This window comes from Paenibacillus salivarius (assembly GCF_051307165.1).
GTDB lineage: Bacteria > Bacillota > Bacilli > Paenibacillales > Paenibacillaceae > Fontibacillus.
The window spans coordinates 5,245,950-5,266,641 of the sequence record NZ_CP195592.1 but is presented as its reverse complement, the minus strand read 5'-3'; the positions used below and the strand labels follow the sequence as shown (position 1 = coordinate 5,266,641).

The following is a 20,692-nucleotide window of genomic DNA, read 5'->3' as shown; positions in this document are numbered from 1 at the left end:
ATGTTATATATGTTGACATGAATGAAATTGTTGGTTATAGTAGCCTCAAACCATCGCAATTCCATATTGATTCAGGGCACAATGGCGTGTCCCCAAGAAGCGGCAACGAAGCCTGTCTTCGCCTGAAATAGCATGAGCGCATATCTTGCGTCTATCTATTTTCCGGGTGAAGCGGGCTTTTTTTGTTACTGTAACTCAGATCGAAAGATTGGAAGGAGAGAAACGGGCATGGGCGAAAAAAAGAGATTGGTGCTGGTGGGCAACGGAATGGCGGGTGTGCGCGCGATTGAGCATTTGCTGAAATTGGCGCCGGATGCCTATGAAATTACCGTATTCGGGGCGGAACCCCATCCGAACTACAACCGGATCATGTTGTCTTCCGTATTGGCGGGAGGATCCGATATGAAGGACATCATTATCAACGATTGGGACTGGTATGCGGAAAACCGGATCAAGCTCCATGCCGGGGACGAGGTCGTACAAATCGATACGGCGAACAAAAGGGTCGTTTCCAAAGGGGGCGTTCAGGCCCCGTACGATACCTTAATTCTGGCGACCGGATCCAATCCGTTCATGATCCCGCTCCCGGGTGCGAACAAGGAGGATGTGATCGGCTTCCGGGATATTGCGGATTGCAATAAGATGCTTGACGCTTCGAAAAAATACAAAAAAGCCGCGGTCATCGGCGGCGGGCTGCTTGGTTTGGAGGCGGCCAGAGGATTGCTTCATCTCGGCATGGACGTTACCGTTGTGCATTTGCACCATTATTTGATGGAAAGGCAGCTCGACGAGCCGGCCGCCAACATGCTGAAGCGGGAGCTTGAAGCCCAAGGCATGAAGTTCCTGATGCAAAAACAAACCTCCGGGGTTCGCGGAAACCGGCGCGTGGAAGGACTGGAGTTTGCCGACGGCAGCTTCCTGGAAGCGAATTTGGTCGTTATGGCGGTCGGGATCAAGCCGAACGTGGACCTCGCCAAATCGGCCGGACTCCAGGTAGGGCGAGGAATTGTCGTCAACGATTTTTTGGAGACGAGCGTTCCTGGCATTTACGCGGTCGGCGAGTGCGCGGAGCATCGGGGGATCGCCTACGGGCTGGTGGCCCCACTATATGAGCAAGGCAGCGTATTGGCTAAGCGGTTGGCCGGAGCGGAGACTGCGGGATACGCAGGCTCGGTCACTTCCACCAAGCTAAAGGTTTCTGGCGTGGATGTGTTCTCCGCCGGGTCTTTCCAGGATAGCCCGGATACAAGATCGATGCGGATTCAGGACGATTTGGAAGGAACGTACAAAAAAATCGTATTGCGGGACGATAAGCTCGTCGGCGCGGTGCTGTTCGGCGATACGACGGACGGAGCGTCATTGTTCTCCATCATCAAGAGCGGGGAGAGCGTGGCGGGAAAAGAAAAAGAGCTGCTGCTCGGGTTTGCGCCGGGCGGTGGAGGAAAGTCCGTTTCCCAAGCGGATAAGCTCGCGGCGATGGCGGCGGATGAAATTATTTGCGGCTGCAACGGAGTATCGAAGGGAACGATCGTGGACGCCATCAAGGACGGCTGCGGCTCGGTCGGCGAAATCAAAGCGTGCACGCAGGCCTCCGGTTCCTGCGGCGGCTGTAAGCCGCTGGTGCAAGGCCTGCTCGATTTGTACGGGGACGGCGTAGCTCGCGAGCCAGTGAAGGAAGGGATCTGCGGATGCACGACGTTAAGCCGGGATGAAATCGTGGAAAGCATCAAGGCGATGTCGCTCAAGAGCGTGAAGGAAGTGATGAACGTCCTGGAATGGCGCCAGCCCGAAGGCTGCTCGAAGTGCCGTCCGGCCCTGAACTACTATCTAGGCATGCTATGGCCGGCCGAATACAGGGACGAGAAGGAGTCGCGGATTACCAACGAGCGCTACCATGCCAATATTCAGAAGGACGGAACCTTCTCCGTGGTACCGCGGATTTACGGCGGGGTCACCTCTCCGTCGGACTTGAAGAAGATCGCGGAGGTCGCGGAAAAATACGATGTTCCGTTGGTAAAGTTCACCGGCGGTCAGCGGCTCGATTTGCTCGGCGTAAAAAAAGAGGATCTCCCGAAGATGTGGGCGGATCTCGATATGCCGTCAGGGCATGCCTACGGGAAAACGCTGCGTACGGTGAAGACCTGCGTAGGCTCGACATTTTGCCGCTTCGGCACCCAGGATTCCATGGGCATGGGCATTGTCCTCGAGAAGAAGTTCGAACGGTTAAATACCCCGTCGAAGGTGAAGCTGGCCGTTTCCGGATGCCCGCGGAACTGCGCGGAGTCGGGGATCAAGGATCTCGGCATTGTCGCCATCGACGGCGGATGGGAGCTCTACGTCGGCGGAAACGGGGGCGTCAAGGTGAGAGCCGCCGACCTGCTCTGCACGGTAAAGACGGAGGATGAGGTCCTGGAATGGTCCGCCGCCTTCCTGCAGCATTACCGCGAGCAGGCCATCTGGAACGAGCGGACCGCGCAATGGATCGAACGCGTCGGGCTTGAACCGATTCGCGAGGTTCTGGAAAACGAGGAGGAACGCAAGGCGCTGGCGGCGCGGATCGACGAGACGCTGAGCCGGACGACCGATCCGTGGAAGGAAATCGTCGAGAACGAACATTTGCGGAAAAACTTCGAGCCCCTGAAGGGAGCTCAGCCGGTTGTCGGCTAATTACTTTTTTCGGGATAGGGAGGAACCGGTTATGTTGACGAAAATGAAAGTGGCTCAAATCCAAGACATCGATGTACTCGGATCCCGGACCTTCATGGTCGGGGATACGGAGGTTGCGCTGTTCAGGCTAAGCGACGGCAGTATCCGGGCGATTGAGAACCGCTGTCCCCATAAGGGAGGTCGTTTGTCGGAAGGGATGGTGTGCGGTTCCAACATACACTGTCCGCTCCACGACTGGAAGATCGATTTGCACAGCGGGCGCGTGCAGGAGCCGGATCACGGCACCGTCAACGTCTACGAAACGGAAGTGGATGCCGAGAGCGGCTCCATCTACATCACGATCGCGTAAGAAAGGGGGATAAACCGATGGATTACGTAAAACCGGACGAGGTACTTGAATCCATGATCGATACGGGGGCAAACAAGGCGAAATTGACGGCATTTCAGATGCTGGTCAAAGGATTTTTGGCGGGCGCGATTCTGGCTTTTGCCACGACTCTGGCCTTTACCGCCACGAATCAGACCTCACTCGGCATTGTAGGCGCACTGATATTTCCCGTCGGTTTCGTCATCATTATTTTGCTCGGGCTGGAGCTCGTCACCGGCAGCTTTGCGTTAATACCGCTGGCGGTATTGGAGCGAAAAACGTCCGTCGCCCGGATGCTGGCGAATTTCGGCTGGGTCATCGCCGGCCATTTGCTCGGATGCGCAGTGTATGCGGTATTGTACGGGTTGACGATCACAAAAATGGGCACGGACATGAGCCACCCGATGGTGCAAACGCTGATCCAAACGGCCGAAAGCAAAACGCTTGCTTACAAAGCTATGGGCGGGTCCGGCATGGGGCTGGTTCTGATCAAAGCTGTGCTGTGCAACTGGATGGTGACGCTGGGGGCGGTTATGGCCTTCACTTCGCGCTCGACCGTGGGGAAAATCGCGGCGATGTGGCTGCCGATTCTGATCTTTTTCGGGCAAGGCTTCGAACATGCGGTCGTTAATATGTTCGTCATTCCGGCGGGGATGATGCTTGGGGCTAACGTAAGTATGGCGGACTGGTGGCTGTGGAACCAGCTTCCGGTGCTCCTCGGCAATTTTGCGGGCGGAGTGGTGTTCACGGGACTTGCTTTGTACGTCTCGGGGAAAAGGAAATCCGCGGTCGTGCCTGAGGAGCCTGCATTGCGACCCGAACCGGCGGTTGCTTCAGGGATCCGGGTTGCCGCGAAGACGGCCTCGCTGTCGGGTGAACGGCCATGATCCGGCCGGGCTTGGTCAGCATCGTCGGGGCCGGACCGGGCGACCCGGAACTGATCACGGTTAAGGCGCTGAAAGCGATCGCGACGGCAGATATCATTTACTATGACCGCCTCGTGAACAAGGAGCTGCTCCGCCATGCCCGCCCCGGCGCGGAGACCGTCTACTGCGGCAAGGCGCCGGGACGTCATGCGATGTCGCAGGAGGAGATCCACCGGCGCCTGATCGATTCCGCGCTGGAGGGGAAACGGGTCGTCCGCCTGAAGGGCGGGGACCCGTTCGTCTTCGGGCGCGGCGGGGAAGAAGCGCTCGCACTCGCGGCGCGCGGGATCCCTTACGAGGTGATCCCGGGCATCACTTCCGCGATCGGGGCGTCCGCCGCGAGCGGCATTCCGCTCACGCAGCGGGGCGTGGCCGCCTCCTTCGCCTGCGTGACGGGCAGCCGGTGCCACGCCGTTGCCGGGGCGGACGGCAGCGGCCCGCCCGTCCGCTGGGGATTGCTGGCCCATGCGGTGGATACGCTGGTGATTTACATGGGCGCGGGCCAGATCGGCGAGATCCGCGGCCAGCTGCTGCTGCACGGCAAGCCGGGCTCGACCCCGGTCGCGCTGATCGAAAGCGGCACGACCGTCCGGCAGCGCACCTTCATCGGCACGCTGGCCGATATGCACAAGCTCGGTGCCGCCCTGCGCCCCGGCAATCCCGCGCTCATCGTGATCGGCGAAGCCGTGCGGGTCCGCGAGCAGCTCAGTCAGCTGGAGCAGGAGGCTTGCTTGATGTGAAGCTGTGAAGTTTGCCTTGCAGATTGCAGTCTATGCCCAATTTAACAGGAAAATCTCCCGCTAATTTGCTCGAATTGAGCCTGTTAGATCATTTAGCGGGATTTTCTCCTGCTAATTCCATGCTCTCGGCACCAACTCGTCCAAAACACAGAAAATAGCAGGAGGTTTTCCTGCTATTTTCTTCAATTATTCCGATCAAACCTGATTAGAGGGAGATTTTCCGCTTATTATCGGGCGGTCGCATCGCATTTAGATCTCCTCCACCGCCGCCAAAACGGCATTGTTGAAATAATCCGTATACATATTTTTAAACGGTTTTTGCAGATCGCGTTCGACCGTAAAGTGGATGGCGACGACATCGTAAACCGGGTCGACCGCGACGAACACTCCGGCCGCGCCCCAGTGGGAGTAAGCTTCGGGCGAGAATAAGTCTCCGCCGTCCTTTTTGCTGCCGTTGACGGACCAGCCGTAGCCCCAGGACGCTTCCGGAAAAACCTCGTCCCGGTATTCCGCGGATACGCCGGGAATATGATTTTTCGTCATCTCCCTAACGGACACCGGACTTAGAATACGACGTCCGTCATAAGTCCCGCCGTTCAAGAACATTTGCGCGAAAACCGCCAAATCCATCGCCGTCGAGTACATGCCCCCGGACGCGGAGGCGGATTCGATAGCGGATTCCCGCTCCAGCCATTCGGCACACGGATCCTCCGGCGACCGTTTAACAATCCGGTGACGTTCGGACAACGGGACGTTGAAATACGAATTGTTCATCCCGAGCGGTTCCAAAATACGCTGCCGGACAAAGTCCGGATACGAAACCCCGCTAACCCGTCGAATAATTTCCCCAAGCATTTGGTAACCGTATCCAAAATAAGACATCACCGTACCCGGTTTGGCCCATAACGGTACCCCATAACCTTGGTGGAGCCAGCGGTGCGTCCACTCGTCTTGCGTCGGCTCGCAGGGAGGAATATCAGCCTGATCGCCCTCCCGCTCCGCATACTCGTACAAATCATCATCCCGGATGCCTGAAGTATGGGTCAACAAGTGGTATATGCGAACCTCATGTTTCCCTTCCCCTTGAAATTCCGGGATATAATCGGAGACCGGACGGTTGAGTCCGACCAGGCCCTCTTCTACCAAAATCATGATGCACGCGGCGGTAAAAACTTTTGTGATGGAACAGAGGGGGAATAGGGCGTCGACCGTCAGCTCCGGTGCATCCGCTTCGGGGGTCAACTTCCCGTATGCCCGATGGGTGACGACGATGCCTTTTCTTGCGGCCAAGATCACTTCCGCCGGGGTAATATGCTCGGTGACCATCCGTTCGGCCAGGCGGTTCACCCTCTCGACGCCTTCCTTACTCATTCCCGCTTCTTCTGCGGTTCCAAGACGAAGTTTCATTCATATCCTCTCCCTTGGCAAAACCCAGTTTATACCAGCATAATCTATGTTTATTTAGCAATCAATTAAAACATTTCATATAAACATATAAAAAGAGGTTGGTCGTCAGTCGTGAAAAGCGACTGGGACCAACCTCTTTTTAAATAGCGGCAGAAAACGTCCTTATATCGGCATAAGGCCTTTAATGCCCTTATCTCGAACAAAACGAGCTCAGGACGGCATTGCATAACCGGGTCACACCGGATTTACCCGTTTTTGATTTCGGCCAGCAGCTCATATGACCGCAGACGCGCCGCATGGTCGTATACCGCCGTCGCCACAATGAGCTCATCGGCTCCGGTCTGCCGGATGATTTGCTCGAGCCGTTCCCGAACCGTGGCGGGGGATCCGATGGCGGAGTAGCTGAGCTGGCTTTGGACTATGGCCTTTTCCTGCGCGTTCCACAGCTCATCCATATTGTCGACCGGGGCGCTAAGCTGACCTGGGCGGCGACGGATCAAATTCAGGAACTGCTGCTGATGGGAAGTGGCCAGCTTTTGGGCTTCGGCGTCCGTATCGGCGACGATCGCGTTGACCGCAACCATAGCGTACGGCTTCTCCAGATAGGCGGAAGGCTGGAAATGGCTGCGGTACAAATCAAGCGCAGGCATTAAATAATCAGGCGCAAAATGGCTCGCGAAGGAGAACGGAAGACCCAGCGCGGCGGAAAGCTGAGCGCTGAAGCCGCTGGAGCCGAGCAGCCAGATCGGGATATTCATCCCTTCGCCCGGAATGGCGCGGACGCGCATCGAAGATCCCGATACCGGATGGAAGTAATCGCGCAGCTCGCGAAGCCGCTCGGGGAAATCCTGCCCGTCGCTGCCCGGACCGCGCCGCAAGGCATGCGACGTAAGCGGGTCGGAGCCGGGGGCGCGGCCGAGGCCGAGATCGATCCGGCCCGGATACAGCGATTCCAGCGTGCCGAACTGCTCGGCAATCACGAGGGGCGAGTGGTTCGGCAGCATGATGCCGCCGGAGCCGACACGGATCGTCTCCGTACCTCCGGCGATATAGCCGATAACGACGGAAGTGGCCGAGCTGGCAATCCCGGGCATGCCGTGATGCTCGGCCAGCCAGAACCGGCGGTACCCCCACTTTTCGGCGTGCCGGGCAAGATCCAGCGAATGGTGCAGCGATTCTCTGGCCGTGCTGTCTGCCGTGATCTGCGCCAAATCCAAAATGGACAGCGGAATCGTGGAAAGATTTTTATCGGACTGGGTAGAACCTGTGTTGGGATGAAGACCGTAATTTAAATCGGACATCGGTTCGATACCTCCTGGTTCAAAGTAGTTTTGTTGTTTCAACTTAATATCATACCAAAAGCTACTAGAAAAATGAAAGTGAAGGGGGCCGGTGTACATAAATGGGGACTAACGCTCGAAATCGCCTTCCTTATATTTTTAACGAATATCGTGGTGCTTATATTCCTGTATCGGGGTATGTTTTATCCAAATTCAGCAAATAGGGCCCTTACGCCCGTCCGTGATTTGCCAAAGTGGGTGCAAAAAACGCCGGCACCGCGGCACAGCACCGCGATCCGGCGTTTTACTTACATAGCTTAACCTTTCACCGCACCGGCAACGACGCCTTTGACGATGTATTTTTGCAAGAAGATAAAGACGATGATGGACGGGAGTACGGCCATGACCATGGCGGTCATTGCATACTGCCAGTCGGAGGTATATTGTCCGACGAAGGTATAGGCGGCCAGCGTCAACGTCTTGGTGGACGGCGACCCGTTGACCATGAGCAATGGGAGCAGGAAGTCGTTCCAGATCCACATCACGTCGATGATGATGATCGTCGTCGTCACGGACTTCAAAAGCGGGAAGATCACGCTGAAGAAGAGCCGGAATCCGGAAGCTCCGTCGATCGTCGCGCTTTCGTCGATTTCCTTCGGAATCCCCTTCACGAAGCCGTGGTAGATGAAGACGGCCAGCGGAGCCCCGAAGCCCCAGTACAGGAGGCCGAGTCCCCATGTGCTTTCGGACAGATGCAAGCTTTTGGCCATTTGCAGTACGGTCAGCATGATCGACTGAAACGGAATCAGCATCGGCATAATGCACAGGAAATAAATGATCGAGCTTGCTTTGGATTTCGTCCGGGCCAGCTTGTAAGAAGCGATGGAGGACACGAGAATGATCCCGGCCAAGCCCAGAATCGTAATGACCGCATTGTTCAGGAACAGACGCGGGTAGTTGATGAATTCCCATACGTAGCTGTAATTTTCAAAAGCGAGCGCCTTCGGGAGGGCGATGACGTCGGTCATGACCTCCTGGAAGCTTTTCAGGGAGTTGATGATGGTCAGAAACAACGGATACAGGAATAACAAGGACAGGATGACCATAATCACTTCCAGGACAATCCGTCCGCCTCTGCTTCTCGTTTTCATTAAGCCTCAACCTCCCTGCGTTTGAAGATCGTCAATTGAATGATCGTAATGATCAGCACGGCCACGAACAGAATAAGGGCTTTCGCCGTCCCGTAACCGTACAGGTTATTCTGGAACGTGTCGCGGTAAATGTCGTAAGCGACGGAATAAGTCGTCCCGCCGGGACCGCCTCCGGTCAGCGACAGGATGACGTCGAATACTTTGATCGAGTTCGTCAGCGCCATGAAGACGGAAATCGTAATCGACGGGGCCAAAAGCGGCAAGGTGACGTTAAAGAAGCGGCGGACCGGTCCGGCACCGTCCACGGTAGCGGCTTCCTTCAAGTCGTCCGGAACCGATTGCAAGCCCGCGATGTAGATCACCATGTAAAAACCGATCGATTGCCACAGCGAAACGAACAAAATCGAAATGAACGCAAGACCCGGTTCCCCGAGCCAGCTGAGCGAGAAGATTCCCCAGCCTGTGCTTTCTCCCAAAGATTCGAAGCCTTGCATGAAAATAAATTTCCAGATGAAGCCGACGATAACCAAACTAAGAATGTAAGGAATAAAGAACGCCGCTCTTAGCCAATTGGTCGTTTTCAGCTTCATGTCCAGCACCAGCGCCAAGAGAATGGCGAGCACATTGACCAGAACGATGTACAGGATCGCGTATTTTACGGTAAACCAGGCGGCATGCGTAAAATTGGCGTCCCCCATAAAAATTTGCTTGAAGTTATCGAATCCGACGTATGCCGGATGCTTGGAGATCCCGTTCCACTTGGTCAGGGAATAGCGAATCGTCATTACGAAAGGGTAATAGAACACCGCAAGAACACAGATGAGGATCGGCAGCGTAAAAGCGCCGAACTCCAGTTTCTCCGACCATTTTCTTCCCAGTTTCATTTCATGCACCTCTTTTTCGCGGCAGAGCGTAAGCGCCCGCCAAGTTGACTTTTTGAACAACCTTTACTGTAATTATAGAGCAGGGCCTGAGCCGCCCTAAATGGATTTAAATAAACAGTTAAGGGTAAAAAGGTGAACTGTCCATGATCAAGCGAGCGTTCAACAATTTGGCCGACCGCATGTCGCGAAGGCTGGTCAATAAGCTTATTTTGTTTTTTTCCACCATTATTATTCTCGTCGTAGGATCCCTTACGGTGATTTCTTATCAAATGATCCAGAAGGAATCCGTCACGCATCGGATGTCGAGCACATCCAACAATTTGTTGCTGGTCAATCAGAAGTTGGAGGATTACCTTGAGGGGATCGAACAGCTGTCGCTGCCCCAAATCAATTACGACGATTTGATCCGGGCGGTGGTCAATGAGGCGGACGACTATGCCTCGAAGATGTACCTGGAGGATTATTTGCGCAATTTGTTTTACTCCCGGCGCAGCGATTTGAGCGGGATCTGCTTGTACCTTATCGGCCAAGGCAAATTTTATTCGATCACCCAGGAAGCCTACGATATCAAGCTGAAAATTGGTTATGAAGGTCAAGTTCCCTATGAGGACTGGTACCAGCAAGCGATGAAGAGCCCGTCCAACCGGTCCTATCAATCGTTTTTGGAACCGGGTTCCGTTCCGGTGTACGATACCGTTTCCGATCCGGGCTTTATGGCGTATCACCGGGTGCTGCGTTCGATTGCCTCCCGGGAACCGAGAGCGGTCATTTCTTTTTACCTGAAGCCGTCGGTCAAGGATGAAATCATGAAGGACATTCCCTTTCAAGATGGAGAGCATTTGCTTTTTCTCGATCCGGATAACGTGCCGTTTCATGCCGACGACCTGGATTTTTATGAACGGATGAAGGATGAGGGGTGGCTGGAACAGTTGAAAGGACCGGAAGGGGAGGAGTCGCCGGTGACATTGAAAATGGATGACAACAAGTATTTGATGGTTTACGACATCGGACCGCAGGAAGGCTGGAAGCTGGTCAAGCCGATTCCCTACAGCAGTATATACGAAGCTGCCCGAAAGACGCGGAATTTGAGCTATTTGATCGGCTTGCTGTTCCTGATCGCTTCGGTGATTCTGGTGACCTTGATCTCCAATGCGATTACGCAACCGCTGAAGAAGCTGTCCCATCAAATGAAAAGATTCAGCGAAGGGACGTTCGACGCGGAGGCGCAGGTCAAGGGCCGGGATGAAATCGCCTATCTGACCCGCCACTTCAACCGGATGGTGAGCCGGACCAACGACCTGATCAACGAGCGGTACAAAATGAAACTGGTCGAGAAAAACGCCATCCTGAAGGCGCTGGAAGCGGAAATCAACCCGCATTTTCTATACAACGCGCTGCAGGCGATTTCCACGAAAGCGCTGAAAAGCGGAGAATTTGAGGTTGCCGATATGGTGGATGCGCTGGCATTAACGCTCAGGTATTGCATAAGCGGGAAAGACATCGTGTACGCTAAGGAGGAGCTTAAGCATATTGACCGTTACTTGGCGCTGCAAAAAGCGAGATTCGGCAGCCGCCTGAACGTGGTCATCGATTGGGAAGATTCGTTGATGGATTTTCAAATTCCGAAGCTGTCCGTTACTTCCCTTGTGGAAAATTCGATTAAACATGCCGTGGAAAAAATATCCGGAGAGGTTTGGATCACCATCCGCGCGGAGCTCGAAGAGAAGCAGGCAGTGATTACGGTCGAGGATAACGGTCCGGGCATCCCTCCTGCCCGCATGGAGGAAATTTTGGAGTCGTTCCGTACGGAATGGGAAGAGCAGGAGGGGGACAATATCGGACTTAAAAATCTCAACACTCGCCTTAAGCTTTTATATGGGGAAGAGGCCGGGTTAGACATTCAAAGCGGGGATAACGGAACGAAAATGACGATGCTGATCCCGCGGGGAGGTCAGAGTCATGTATAGGGCGCTAATTATCGATGATGAGGAACCCGTTCGCGAGGCGATCCGAATTTTGGGGGATTGGGAAGGCTTGCAGATCGAGGATGTGCTTGAAGCGAATGACGGGAAAGCCGGCCTGGACATGCTGAGAGAATACCGGCCCGATATCGTGATGGTCGATATGAAAATGCCTGAAATGAACGGGGCCGAGTTTCTGCGGGCGGTGGAAACGGAATTTCCTGAACTCCTGACCATCGTGGTGAGCGGATATAACGATTTCGAGTATACCCGCCAGGCGATCCACTCCAAGGTCGTGGATTATTTGCTCAAGCCGATCAACCGCCAGGATCTGAACCAGGCGCTGGGCAAGGCGGTCGGCCTGCTTGAGGCCAAACATCGAGTCCGCAGCGAATCGATCACCAAAAATATTGCCTATAATATGTCCCTGCCGAAGCTGAAGGAGAAAATTTATTTCTCCATTATCGAGCGCAGCTTCAAAAAGCGGAACAACGGGGCGTTTCTATCCCTCATCGGGGCGGAGGATCCGAATTTGCGCTATGGCGTGCTGGTCCTGCGGATCCTCAATATGGAGGCGATCCGGGACAGCCGTTTTCATGCCGATACGGAGCTGCTCTATTTCGCCGTGGCCAACGTCATTAACGAAATGTCGAACGATGGGCTAACGTACTTCAGCTTTGCCAACCCAAAGCAGGAGCGGGAAATTATCGCCGTTTTCACTTCGCGGGGAGGTTATCCGAAAGAATTGATGTTCCGGGCGGAGCAGGTTCTGAAAAGCATCGTCAATCATTTGAGCTCCTTGTTCGGAATTATCGCCGCGGGCGGCTTCGGACCCGTCGGAACGGAACCGCTGGACCTTGCCGACTCCTATGAAGCCGCCGTGGGTTCCGTGCGGCAGATCGATTTGCTGCGCTTGACCGGTAAGGCGGTCATCGGCCAACCGGATAAGCCGACGCAGAAGGAGATCCATTCGTTGACGGGGAGAATGCCGTTTCTCCGCACGGCACTCGAAGCCGGCAACCTGAATCAGGCAAAAACCGTGCTGGGCGAGTTTTCGGGCAAGATCCGGTCGTCGGACGGATTCTCCTTAGGGGACGCCGACCGGGTCATCCGCGAAATCGTGGTCCTGCTGAACGACATGGCGCTGGAACTGGGCGTACCGGCCGACCGCACGCCTTCTTCGGGCGGAGAGCGGGAGCTCCGATCCTTCGGAATCGAGACGGATTTTGCTATGTTCGATCAGTTCGAACAAGTACTGATCCGGATTCTGGAGTATTACAGCGAGCAGATTCGGCAGTCTTTATCGGGAAGCCGTCCGTTCAATGTGGAGGATATCAAGGAGTATATCGATAACCACTATTTCGAAGACATCAAGATCTCCATGTTCACAGAGAAGTATTTTCTCAGCCGGGAATATTTGATGAAGCTGTTCAAGCAGCAGTTCGGGTACGGTATCCATGAGTATGTTCAAAAGGTGAGGATGGACAAGGCCCAGCAGCTGCTGGACGATTCGTCGCTCAAAATCCAGGAGATCTCGGAGATGCTCGGCTATAAGGACAAAAATTATTTCAGCAAGGCTTTCCGTAATTACTATTCCGTTTCGCCTTCCGAATACCGCAGCCGGGGAGCCGATAGTGCCAAAAAGTGAACAGGACGAGCACTTCACTTTTTTACCCTAAACTCACCACTTATCTACATTTTTAACATGAATCCTTTTCTTTAGAATAGGAACCATAGAAGGTATAACCTCTAGACAATCACACTCGGAAAGTGGGGGTATCACTTAATGAAAAAGAAGATTTTAGCGCTTTCCTTTAGTTTGACGCTCATTATGGGCCTGCTGTCCGCCTGCGGCGGCAACAACGCGGCCAATAACGGCGGGAACGCGGGCAATGCCGGTACGAACGGCGGCGCGGCTAAGCCGGTTACGATCAACATGTTCACGGCCTCTCCGGAATACACCGATGCTTTTAACGCGTATATTGCGGAATACAAAAAGGTAAAGCCTAACGTAACGATCAACCTGGAAATTATGCAGGCGGACTACAATACGGTCCTGAAGTCGAGAATCGCATCGGGCAGCACGCCTGACGTATTCCAGACGACCGCGGGCGGAGATATCGACACTTTTGCAGAATACAGCGCGGACTTGACCAATGAACCGCTTGCTGCGGCAATGACCGATGCGGTGAAGGCGAATATGTCCTCCTCCGACGGTAAGGTGCTCGGTCTGCCGGTGAAAGGCAACCTGTTCTCTATCATTTACAACAAGAAATTGTTTGAGGAAGCGGGAATTACGAGCTTCCCGAAAACGACGGCCGAAATGGACGACGCCATTGCCAAGCTGGAAGCCAAAGGCATCACGCCTTTCGCTAACGCTTATAAAGAGTGGTGGGTATGGAAGCATATTTTCCAACATTTCGTGGATGCGGCGGCACAGGATGCGGGCGTAGAACCTAAGGATCTTGTCAACAAGTTCATCGCCGGCGAAGCTAAAATCAAAGATTACCCGGTACTGTACAACAACTTCTTCAATTTCATCGACACGACGGTGAAGCACGGTACGGACAAACCGCTTGAACGCGACAGCAACGCGCAAGTGAGCGACTTTGCGGCAGGCAAAGCTGCGATCATGACCGGTAAGGGCGCATGGGATGAAGAAGCGATCAAGAAAATCACGCCGGACATTCAAATCGGCATCGCAGGCTATCCTGTCAGCGACAAAGCCGAGCAGTCCCAAATCATTACCGGTGCCGACCAGGCGCTGCGGATCAACAAAGATTCCAAAGTGGTCAATGAAACGATCGAATTTTTCAACTGGCTGTACACTTCCGACTACGGCAAGAACTGGTTCTCCGGCGTAGCGAAGGTTATTCCTCCGATCAAGGACGCTCCGATTCCGGATCTGGATATGCCGAAGCAAATGGAAGAATTGACGAAAACGGAAGGCACTGCCGATCTGTCCGTCAACTACTCGCTGGATACGTTCCATCAAAAATTCGGCGAGATTATGCAAGCCTACATCGGCGGCAGCAAGAAGAAGGACCAGGCTGTAACGGAAATCGAGCAAGCTTGGGTACAACTCGGATCCGCACAATAATATCATGAACTTCAACATCGACGCAGCACCTAGTGGTGCCTGCGTCGATTGTTTTAGGCGGCGTTTATTTTTAGAATGGTCTTAAAAGAAAGGTGGGACGACGATGGCGCAAGTGATTGAAATCGCGGAAAATGGACTTTATCTGTTTATTGAGGTGACAGAGGAAAAGGATGTCAGACTGCTTCATTTCGGATCGGCACCCTATCGAAAACAAACGGTGAACGAGGCGCAGAAACCGGGATTTCGCCTGATGGAATTGCAGCTGACCGGTGAAGACCGGGCGGAATACCACGGCAGGTCGCACAGGGCGTCGTACCCCGGACTGCGCATGCGGTACGAGTGCCATTCGGACAGCCGGAACGAACTTGGGCGTAAACTGCAAATCGGATTGCTCGATCCCGTCAATTCGCTTTGGGCCATCCAGCATGTCCAATTTTACGACGGAATTCCGGTGGCCCGCGTTTGGGTTGAATTGATCAACGGCGGCTCCGCCCCCTTGGGCGTCGAATATGTATCTTCATTCGCGCTGACGGGAATCGACAAAGAAGGTAGTGCGTCCCGGGACGAGAAAATGAAGCTGTACATCCCGCATACCGGCTGGCAAAGCGAGCTGCAATGGAGAAGCTATCGGCTGCCGGAGCTCGGCCTGTCCCATTTGATCGACCGGACCTCCAAGCGGATCTCCTGCAGCAACACCGGATCCTGGTCCGCGGCCGAGCATATTCCGATGGCCGTGCTGGAAAACGAAGAAGCCGGCCAAAGCTTGTTTTGGCAAATTGAGCACAACGGCTCCTGGCATTGGGAGATCGTGGACCAATACGACCATTTGACCTTGCTGGTGAGCGGGCCGACCGAGCATGACAATCACTGGTGGGATCAGCTTGGGCCGGGAGAAAAGTTCGTGAGCGTCCCGGTGGCGGTCGGTTCGGTTCAAGGCGGCTTTGAGTCGTCGATCGGAGCGTTGACCCGGTACCGGCGGACGATCCGCCGTCCGAACGAAGATAACCGGACCTTGAAAGTGATTTTCAATGACTATATGAACTGTCTATGGGGAAGCCCGACTACGGAAAAGCTGTTGCCGCTCATCGATGCGGCGGCCGAGACCGGGTGCGAATATTTCTGCATCGATGCGGGCTGGTATGCTCCCGGGGAATGGTGGGACGGCGTCGGGGAATGGCTTCCGTCCGACGAGCGCTTTCCGGAAGGGATCAAGTATGTCCTCGACTATATCCGCGGCAAAGGAATGATCCCTGGACTGTGGCTGGAGCTGGAAGTGATGGGGATCAATAGTCCGAAGCTGAAAGACACGGACGATAGCTGGTTCTTCATGCGGCACGGCAAACGGGTCAAGGACCGCAGCCGGTATCAGCTGGATTACCGAAACCCGAAAGTCGTCGAACACGCGACGGAGGTTATCCGGCGGTTGGTTGAAGATTACGGCGTCGGCTATATCAAAATGGACTATAACATCAATGCGGGAATCGGGACGGAAACGGATGCGGACAGCTTCGGGGACGGACTCCTTCAGCACAACCGGGCTTACCTTGACTGGTTGGACGGGATTTTTGCCCGCTACCCGGACCTCGTGATCGAGAATTGTTCCAGCGGCGGGATGCGCATGGACTATGCCATGCTCAGCCGGCATAGTATCCAGTCCACCAGCGATCAGGAGGACTACGTCAACTATGCGGCGATCGCCGCGGCATCGCCGTCGGCGCTGACGCCGGAGCAATCGGCGGTCTGGTCCTACCCGCTGCGGGAGGGCGACGACGAGGAAGTCGTGTTCAACATGGTCAACGCGCTGCTGCTCCGCGTGCATCAAAGCGGGCATTTGGCTGAGCTCAGTCCGCGCAGGCGGGAGCTCGTCAAAGAAGCGCTCGATTATTACAAGGCGATTCGGGCGGATATTCCCGAGGCGCTTCCGTTTTGGCCGCTCGGGTTGCCGACGCAGCAGGATGAATGGGTGAGCCTCGGTCTCCGCAAGAATGACCGTTTGTACCTGGCCGTATGGAGGGTGCGGGCGGCTGAGAATGAGGATGGCGGCAAGCCGGCGGAGAAGACGATCCCTCTGGGATGGCTGCAAGGCAAACCGCTGGAAGTGCGCTGTGCCTATCCGGGCGGTTTTGCCGGAAGCTGCGAGTGGAATGCCGAGGCCGGAGAGTTGAAAGTGGTTCTCCCGGCTGAAAAGACAGCCAGATTATTCGAGATTCGAATGTAAGCATCAAAGGGTTGTTTAATACGGAATGAAGAAAGGGCCATAATCACATCCTATGGAATGCATGGGAGTGATCATGGCCTTTCTTTTTCACTTGACAGGAAACCTTTTGGTTTCATATAATGATGCTTGTCGCAAAAAAAGCGAAACCATAAGGTTTCTATTTTGAGAGGAGTTTAGAACATGGAAAAAGAAATGAATGGGGCCTTGCCCGATATACGCCACACCGTGATGTTAAAAGCGCCGGTTCAAAAAGTTTGGGATGCGGTAGCTACCGCGGATGGCTTATCCGCCTGGTTTATGCCGAACGATCTACAGCCGGTGGAAGGACATGAATTCCATTTGCAGGCGGGCCCTTTTGGAGAATCCCCTTGCAAAGTGACATTGGTCGATCCGCCGCACCGTCTTTCTTTCCGTTGGGGCAAAGACTGGACGTTGACCTTCGAACTGAATGAGAAAGAAGGACAAACCGAGTTCACCCTCATTCACGGGGGATGGACCGCGGAGCAGGTTACGGAATTCGGCGAACCGCACGCCATTGTACGCGATCGAATGGACCAAGGCTGGGCAGGCCTCGTCGGCAAGCTGTCCGCCTACGTCGGAGGCTGACGATGTCCTCGGCAACTGCGCCGAAGCAGGACGTGTTCCAAGCGGTTGCCGACCCGACCCGCCGGGAACTGCTGAGCCTGCTTGGCGACAAGGAGCTGGCGTTAAAAGACCTTTCCGGTCATTTTCCGATAAGCCGCACCGCCGTTTCAAAGCATTTGCGGGTCCTTGGAGAAGCGGGGCTGGTCCGGGAACGGAAAGTGGGCAGGGAAACGCGATACCGCTTGGATGCCGACCCGCTTCTTGAGATGAAGCGTTGGCTGGCTTACTTTGACCGGTTCTGGGAAAACAAGCTTTCTCAGCTGAAGCACTATGTAGAGTCCGATGACTCGGAGGGCGCGGATCCGGCAGGGATCACGCTTGTCCGGGCCGAAACGGGGACAGCCTTGGAGAAACCCGACCTTCCGTGATCCATTCGGATACCTGGAATCGGTGCATCCTACCCGTTCATCACGCTGCCCCCGTTGGCGCCGAGGACCTGTCCTGTGTATATATTCCCGTCATTCGAAGCGAGGAAAAGTACCGATTTTGCAATTTCCTGCGGAAATGCAAGTCTTCCGAGTAAATAACGGTTATCGTTTCGATCGCTATCCTCCAGGGAAGAACGGACATCGGTAAACGTGCCTCCTGGTGCTACGGCGTTCACGAGTACGTGGGGAGCAAGCTCCCGGGCAAGCGATTTTGTGAGGGCGGTAACCCCGCCTTTCGCCGCGGCGTAATGGGATAGCTCCGCCGCGCCTTGACTGGCGAGATCCGAAGTCATATTGATGATTTTCCCGGACTTTTGTTCCAGCATCCGGCGTGCGGCTTCGCGTGAAGTATAAAATGCGCCGTAAAGGTGGATTTTGATCATCCGGTCCCACTGGTCGTTACTCATTTCCGTCAGCTTGGCGGTTTCGCCGATCCCTGCATTGTTGACTAAAACATCCAGCCGGCCAAACTCCCGGTCAATCATTTCGAACATATGCCGGACCTGTTCCGGATCGCTGACGTCGGCGTGGCACAATTCCGCGCGAATGCCATGAGACTCGGCCTGACGCAGGACATCGGCGGCTTCCTTGTCGTCTCCGAAATAATTGATAATCAAGTGGTGGCCTGCTTTAGCCAACTCTAGCGCGACGGCTTTGCCGATTCCCCGGCTTGCGCCGGTAACCAAGGCAACCGCCGGTGCCGTATTGCTGTTGCTTAACATGAAAAATTGCCTCCTCTGCATTTCTGTACGATGTTTTTCATTGCCATAAAAACAAATATATCAGTTATTGCTTCAGAAGAGCGCATTTTTCTTAAAGTTTTAAATAATAGCCTTTTTAATGTTCCTTAGGAAGGAAGAGACGTATGTTTAAATTTTTTAAGCTTGCGGAACATGGAACGAGCGTCAAAACCGAGCTGCTGGCCGGGTTCACCACGTTCCTCGCCATGTCTTACATTCTGGTCGTTAACCCGGCCGTATTGCATGCTGCCGGCATCCCGTTCGACCAGGTATTTATGGCAACGGTCATTTCCGCGGTAGTCGGCACGCTGTTTATGGCCTTGTTCGCCAATCACCCGATCGCCATCGCGCCGGGCATGGGGCTTAACGCTTATTTCACCAGCGTTGTCGCATCTACCGGCTTAACTTACCAGACCGTGCTTGGAACGGTTTTTATCGCCGGGGTGCTGTTTTTGCTTCTGAGTTTAACCCGGCTTCGGGAAGCTTTAATCAAGGCGATTCCCGATTCGCTGAAATTCGGCATCACCGCTGGAATCGGGTTGTTTATCGCTTTTCTCGGCCTGAAAATGTCCGGGATCGTCGTGGCCAATCCCAGCAATCTCGTCACCTTCGGCGATCTGCACCGTTCGGTAACGCTGCTGACGGTTATCGGGATCTTCGTCACGCTGATCCTCATGGCAAGAAGGGTACCGGGCGCGCTCTTTATCGGCATGGCGGTGACCGCATTGATCGGGTATTTTACGGGGCAGCTTCATTTTGAGGGAATCGTTTCCGCTCCGCCCGCTCCGGTCTTTATGGACATGAACCTTTCGGGGGTCTTTACCCAGGGGTTATATACGACCGTGTTCGCCTTCCTTCTGGTAACTCTGTTCGATACCACCGGTACGCTCATCGGAGTAGCCGAGCAGACGGGCGCGATGAAAAACGGGGAGTTCCCCCGCGCCAAATCCGCCTTGCTGGCCGATGCGACCGCGACGACGGTAGGTTCATTGTTCGGGACAAGCCCGACAACGGCTTTCGTCGAATCGACGACCGGGGTTGCCGCAGGGGGGCGGACGGGCCTCACCTCATTGGTAGTGGCGGCTTTATTCCTGTTGTCGATCTTCTTCTCGCCGCTCGTCAGCACCATTTCCTCGCTCTCGGCCATTACGGCTCCGGCGCTGATTATTGTCGGATGCTTTATGATGGAAGGACTGGCGCGCATCAAGTGGAAACAGTTTGACGAGGCTTTCCCGGCTTTCGCCATTCTGCTCATGATGCCCCTTACAGCAAGTATCGCAACGGGGATCGCCGTCGGCTTCATCACCTACCCCGTGATGAAGCTGGTGAGCGGAAGAGGGCGCGAGGTGCATCCGCTGCTTTATGTGTTCGGTTTGATTTTTATCATCCAACTCACATTTTTTCCGGCGCATTAAGGCGCTTCCAATAACGAAGATTTTGTTACCGGATTTTACCTGGCTGTGACCCTTTTCCGGTCTTCAAGTCATATAATGAGAATAACGTCACCTGGCGTGTTTGAAAATTGGAAATCAGGTTATTTATTGTTAGAGCCCTCATTATATCGAAGACCGGAAAGGCGGGACCCGTAATGAAAAAAATGTTGACCGTATTGCTCCCACTATTCCTGATTGTCGTTATGTCTTCTTTATCCGCATCCAGTTCCGGAGCCGCCGGGCCCGAAGCCAAACCGGCCGACCGGGAATCCAGGGAAATCACCGTATATATGGACCGTTTGAATCTGACAGGGAACGGCGCGGAAATGACGGTCGATCCGATCGAATGGTATACCGGCAAAGAGGCAGCGGATGTATTCGCCAAATACGAGCCGGATGCCGGGATCGACGGACCGCCGGACGGCTACTATATCGTGAACGAGAAGGAGGAGCGTGAGCTTCTTCCGGTCGCGAAGGATGCCGAAGTTCGATTGCAAATCTATGATCGTACCGGAAATCCGGAGGATCTCGACATTTCTTGGAATGAGTCCATAGAACTACCTGAATTGATAGCAATGTTTCAGCGCAGAGACGTGCTGGACCTTAGCCAGTTCCCTTATCATCTGACGATTGAAAACGGACGGGTGGTTCGTATCGTTCAACAGTACGTCCCCTAAACTTGAAACCGAAAGGCCGGAGAATATTCCGGTCTTTTTTTCGTTCTTTGAAAAAATAATTTTTCGAC

17 protein-coding genes are annotated in these 20,692 nt (G+C 54.4%); 12 read left to right on the top strand and 5 right to left on the bottom strand.

Annotated features, from left to right (window positions below; genetic code table 11):
* Positions 1-228: 228 nt before the first annotated feature.
* Genes nirB through cobA form a run of 4 tightly spaced genes read left to right on the top strand, consistent with a single transcriptional unit; the run spans position 229 to position 4,700 of the window.
* Positions 229-2,667 (top strand): nitrite reductase large subunit NirB, encoded by a 2,439-nt coding sequence (gene nirB / locus ACSFXJ_RS24410; protein ID WP_435922895.1) that lies wholly within the window; start codon positions 229-231, stop codon positions 2,665-2,667.
* Between the two features lie 31 nt (positions 2,668-2,698).
* On the top strand, positions 2,699-3,016 hold the full coding sequence (gene nirD / locus ACSFXJ_RS24405; RefSeq protein WP_435922894.1) for a nitrite reductase small subunit NirD: 318 nt from the start codon (positions 2,699-2,701) through the stop codon (positions 3,014-3,016).
* Between the two features lie 17 nt (positions 3,017-3,033).
* On the top strand, positions 3,034-3,921 hold the full coding sequence (locus ACSFXJ_RS24400) for a formate/nitrite transporter family protein (protein ID WP_435922893.1): 888 nt from the start codon (positions 3,034-3,036) through the stop codon (positions 3,919-3,921).
* Complete coding sequence (gene cobA, locus ACSFXJ_RS24395; protein WP_435922892.1) at positions 3,918-4,700, top strand: uroporphyrinogen-III C-methyltransferase; 783 nt, start codon at positions 3,918-3,920, stop codon at positions 4,698-4,700. The genes ACSFXJ_RS24400 and cobA overlap by 4 nt, the downstream gene beginning before the upstream one ends.
* 249 nt (positions 4,701-4,949) lie before the next feature.
* Here the strand turns inward: cobA and ACSFXJ_RS24390 are convergent, their stop codons facing one another.
* The 4 genes from ACSFXJ_RS24390 to ACSFXJ_RS24375 all read right to left on the bottom strand — a co-directional run bounded on the left by ACSFXJ_RS24390 (position 4,950) and on the right by ACSFXJ_RS24375 (position 9,422).
* Complete coding sequence (locus ACSFXJ_RS24390) at positions 4,950-6,107, bottom strand: serine hydrolase domain-containing protein (protein WP_435922891.1); 1,158 nt, start codon at positions 6,105-6,107, stop codon at positions 4,950-4,952.
* A gap of 245 nt (positions 6,108-6,352) precedes the next feature.
* On the bottom strand, positions 6,353-7,408 hold the full coding sequence (locus ACSFXJ_RS24385; protein ID WP_435922889.1) for an LLM class flavin-dependent oxidoreductase: 1,056 nt from the start codon (positions 7,406-7,408) through the stop codon (positions 6,353-6,355).
* 296 nt (positions 7,409-7,704) lie between these two features.
* Positions 7,705-8,538 carry a carbohydrate ABC transporter permease gene (locus ACSFXJ_RS24380; RefSeq protein ID WP_435922888.1) on the bottom strand — a complete coding sequence of 278 codons (834 nt, stop codon included), beginning with the start codon at positions 8,536-8,538 and terminating at the stop codon, positions 7,705-7,707.
* On the bottom strand, positions 8,538-9,422 hold the full coding sequence (locus tag ACSFXJ_RS24375; RefSeq protein WP_435922886.1) for a carbohydrate ABC transporter permease: 885 nt from the start codon (positions 9,420-9,422) through the stop codon (positions 8,538-8,540). The genes ACSFXJ_RS24380 and ACSFXJ_RS24375 overlap by 1 nt, the downstream gene beginning before the upstream one ends.
* Before the next feature lie 143 nt (positions 9,423-9,565).
* Between ACSFXJ_RS24375 and ACSFXJ_RS24370 the strand changes: the two genes are divergently transcribed.
* The 6 genes from ACSFXJ_RS24370 to ACSFXJ_RS24345 all read left to right on the top strand — a co-directional run bounded on the left by ACSFXJ_RS24370 (position 9,566) and on the right by ACSFXJ_RS24345 (position 17,714).
* Positions 9,566-11,389 carry a sensor histidine kinase gene (locus tag ACSFXJ_RS24370; protein WP_435922885.1) on the top strand — a complete coding sequence of 608 codons (1,824 nt, stop codon included), beginning with the start codon at positions 9,566-9,568 and terminating at the stop codon, positions 11,387-11,389.
* A complete protein-coding gene (locus ACSFXJ_RS24365; protein ID WP_435922884.1) occupies positions 11,382-13,031 on the top strand; it encodes a response regulator transcription factor in 1,650 nt (549 codons plus the stop codon). The genes ACSFXJ_RS24370 and ACSFXJ_RS24365 overlap by 8 nt, the downstream gene beginning before the upstream one ends.
* 138 nt (positions 13,032-13,169) lie before the next feature.
* A complete protein-coding gene (locus tag ACSFXJ_RS24360) occupies positions 13,170-14,483 on the top strand; it encodes an ABC transporter substrate-binding protein (protein WP_435922883.1) in 1,314 nt (437 codons plus the stop codon).
* Between the two features lie 103 nt (positions 14,484-14,586).
* Positions 14,587-16,701: a glycoside hydrolase family 36 protein gene (locus ACSFXJ_RS24355; RefSeq protein ID WP_435922882.1), complete on the top strand. Its 2,115-nt coding sequence runs from the start codon at positions 14,587-14,589 to the stop codon at positions 16,699-16,701.
* Positions 16,702-16,881: 180 nt separating this feature from the next.
* The gene (locus tag ACSFXJ_RS24350; protein WP_435922881.1) at positions 16,882-17,307 is read left to right on the top strand and encodes an SRPBCC family protein; all 426 of its coding nucleotides are present in this window, start codon (positions 16,882-16,884) and stop codon (positions 17,305-17,307) included.
* A gap of 2 nt (positions 17,308-17,309) precedes the next feature.
* Positions 17,310-17,714, top strand: a complete 405-nt coding sequence (locus ACSFXJ_RS24345) for an ArsR/SmtB family transcription factor (RefSeq protein WP_435922880.1) — start codon at positions 17,310-17,312, stop codon at positions 17,712-17,714.
* 29 nt (positions 17,715-17,743) lie between these two features.
* Here ACSFXJ_RS24345 and ACSFXJ_RS24340 read toward each other — a convergent pair whose 3' ends face one another.
* Positions 17,744-18,496: an SDR family NAD(P)-dependent oxidoreductase gene (locus ACSFXJ_RS24340; protein WP_435922879.1), complete on the bottom strand. Its 753-nt coding sequence runs from the start codon at positions 18,494-18,496 to the stop codon at positions 17,744-17,746.
* 143 nt (positions 18,497-18,639) lie between these two features.
* On the opposite strand from ACSFXJ_RS24340, the gene ACSFXJ_RS24335 reads away from it, so the two are divergent.
* Positions 18,640-19,929: an NCS2 family permease gene (locus ACSFXJ_RS24335; RefSeq protein ID WP_435922878.1), complete on the top strand. Its 1,290-nt coding sequence runs from the start codon at positions 18,640-18,642 to the stop codon at positions 19,927-19,929.
* A gap of 173 nt (positions 19,930-20,102) precedes the next feature.
* Positions 20,103-20,624 carry a hypothetical protein gene (locus ACSFXJ_RS24330; RefSeq protein ID WP_435922877.1) on the top strand — a complete coding sequence of 174 codons (522 nt, stop codon included), beginning with the start codon at positions 20,103-20,105 and terminating at the stop codon, positions 20,622-20,624.
* Positions 20,625-20,692 lie beyond the last annotated feature (68 nt).

Excerpts from the sequence above, each read along its gene's own strand:
- nirB (WP_435922895.1), top strand. The coding sequence starts at position 229 with ATGGGCGAAAAAAAGAGATTGGTGCTGGTGGGCAACGGAATGGCGGGT.
- nirD (WP_435922894.1), top strand. The coding sequence starts at position 2,699 with ATGTTGACGAAAATGAAAGTGGCTCAAATCCAAGACATCGATGTACTC.
- ACSFXJ_RS24400 (WP_435922893.1), top strand. The coding sequence starts at position 3,034 with ATGGATTACGTAAAACCGGACGAGGTACTTGAATCCATGATCGATACG.
- cobA (WP_435922892.1), top strand. The coding sequence starts at position 3,918 with ATGATCCGGCCGGGCTTGGTCAGCATCGTCGGGGCCGGACCGGGCGAC.
- ACSFXJ_RS24390 (WP_435922891.1), bottom strand. The coding sequence starts at position 6,107 with ATGAAACTTCGTCTTGGAACCGCAGAAGAAGCGGGAATGAGTAAGGAA.
- ACSFXJ_RS24385 (WP_435922889.1), bottom strand. The coding sequence starts at position 7,408 with ATGTCCGATTTAAATTACGGTCTTCATCCCAACACAGGTTCTACCCAG.
- ACSFXJ_RS24380 (WP_435922888.1), bottom strand. The coding sequence starts at position 8,538 with ATGAAAACGAGAAGCAGAGGCGGACGGATTGTCCTGGAAGTGATTATG.
- ACSFXJ_RS24375 (WP_435922886.1), bottom strand. The coding sequence starts at position 9,422 with ATGAAACTGGGAAGAAAATGGTCGGAGAAACTGGAGTTCGGCGCTTTT.
- ACSFXJ_RS24370 (WP_435922885.1), top strand. The coding sequence starts at position 9,566 with ATGATCAAGCGAGCGTTCAACAATTTGGCCGACCGCATGTCGCGAAGG.
- ACSFXJ_RS24365 (WP_435922884.1), top strand. The coding sequence starts at position 11,382 with ATGTATAGGGCGCTAATTATCGATGATGAGGAACCCGTTCGCGAGGCG.
- ACSFXJ_RS24360 (WP_435922883.1), top strand. The coding sequence starts at position 13,170 with ATGAAAAAGAAGATTTTAGCGCTTTCCTTTAGTTTGACGCTCATTATG.
- ACSFXJ_RS24355 (WP_435922882.1), top strand. The coding sequence starts at position 14,587 with ATGGCGCAAGTGATTGAAATCGCGGAAAATGGACTTTATCTGTTTATT.
- ACSFXJ_RS24350 (WP_435922881.1), top strand. The coding sequence starts at position 16,882 with ATGGAAAAAGAAATGAATGGGGCCTTGCCCGATATACGCCACACCGTG.
- ACSFXJ_RS24345 (WP_435922880.1), top strand. The coding sequence starts at position 17,310 with ATGTCCTCGGCAACTGCGCCGAAGCAGGACGTGTTCCAAGCGGTTGCC.
- ACSFXJ_RS24340 (WP_435922879.1), bottom strand. The coding sequence starts at position 18,496 with ATGTTAAGCAACAGCAATACGGCACCGGCGGTTGCCTTGGTTACCGGC.
- ACSFXJ_RS24335 (WP_435922878.1), top strand. The coding sequence starts at position 18,640 with ATGTTTAAATTTTTTAAGCTTGCGGAACATGGAACGAGCGTCAAAACC.
- ACSFXJ_RS24330 (WP_435922877.1), top strand. The coding sequence starts at position 20,103 with ATGAAAAAAATGTTGACCGTATTGCTCCCACTATTCCTGATTGTCGTT.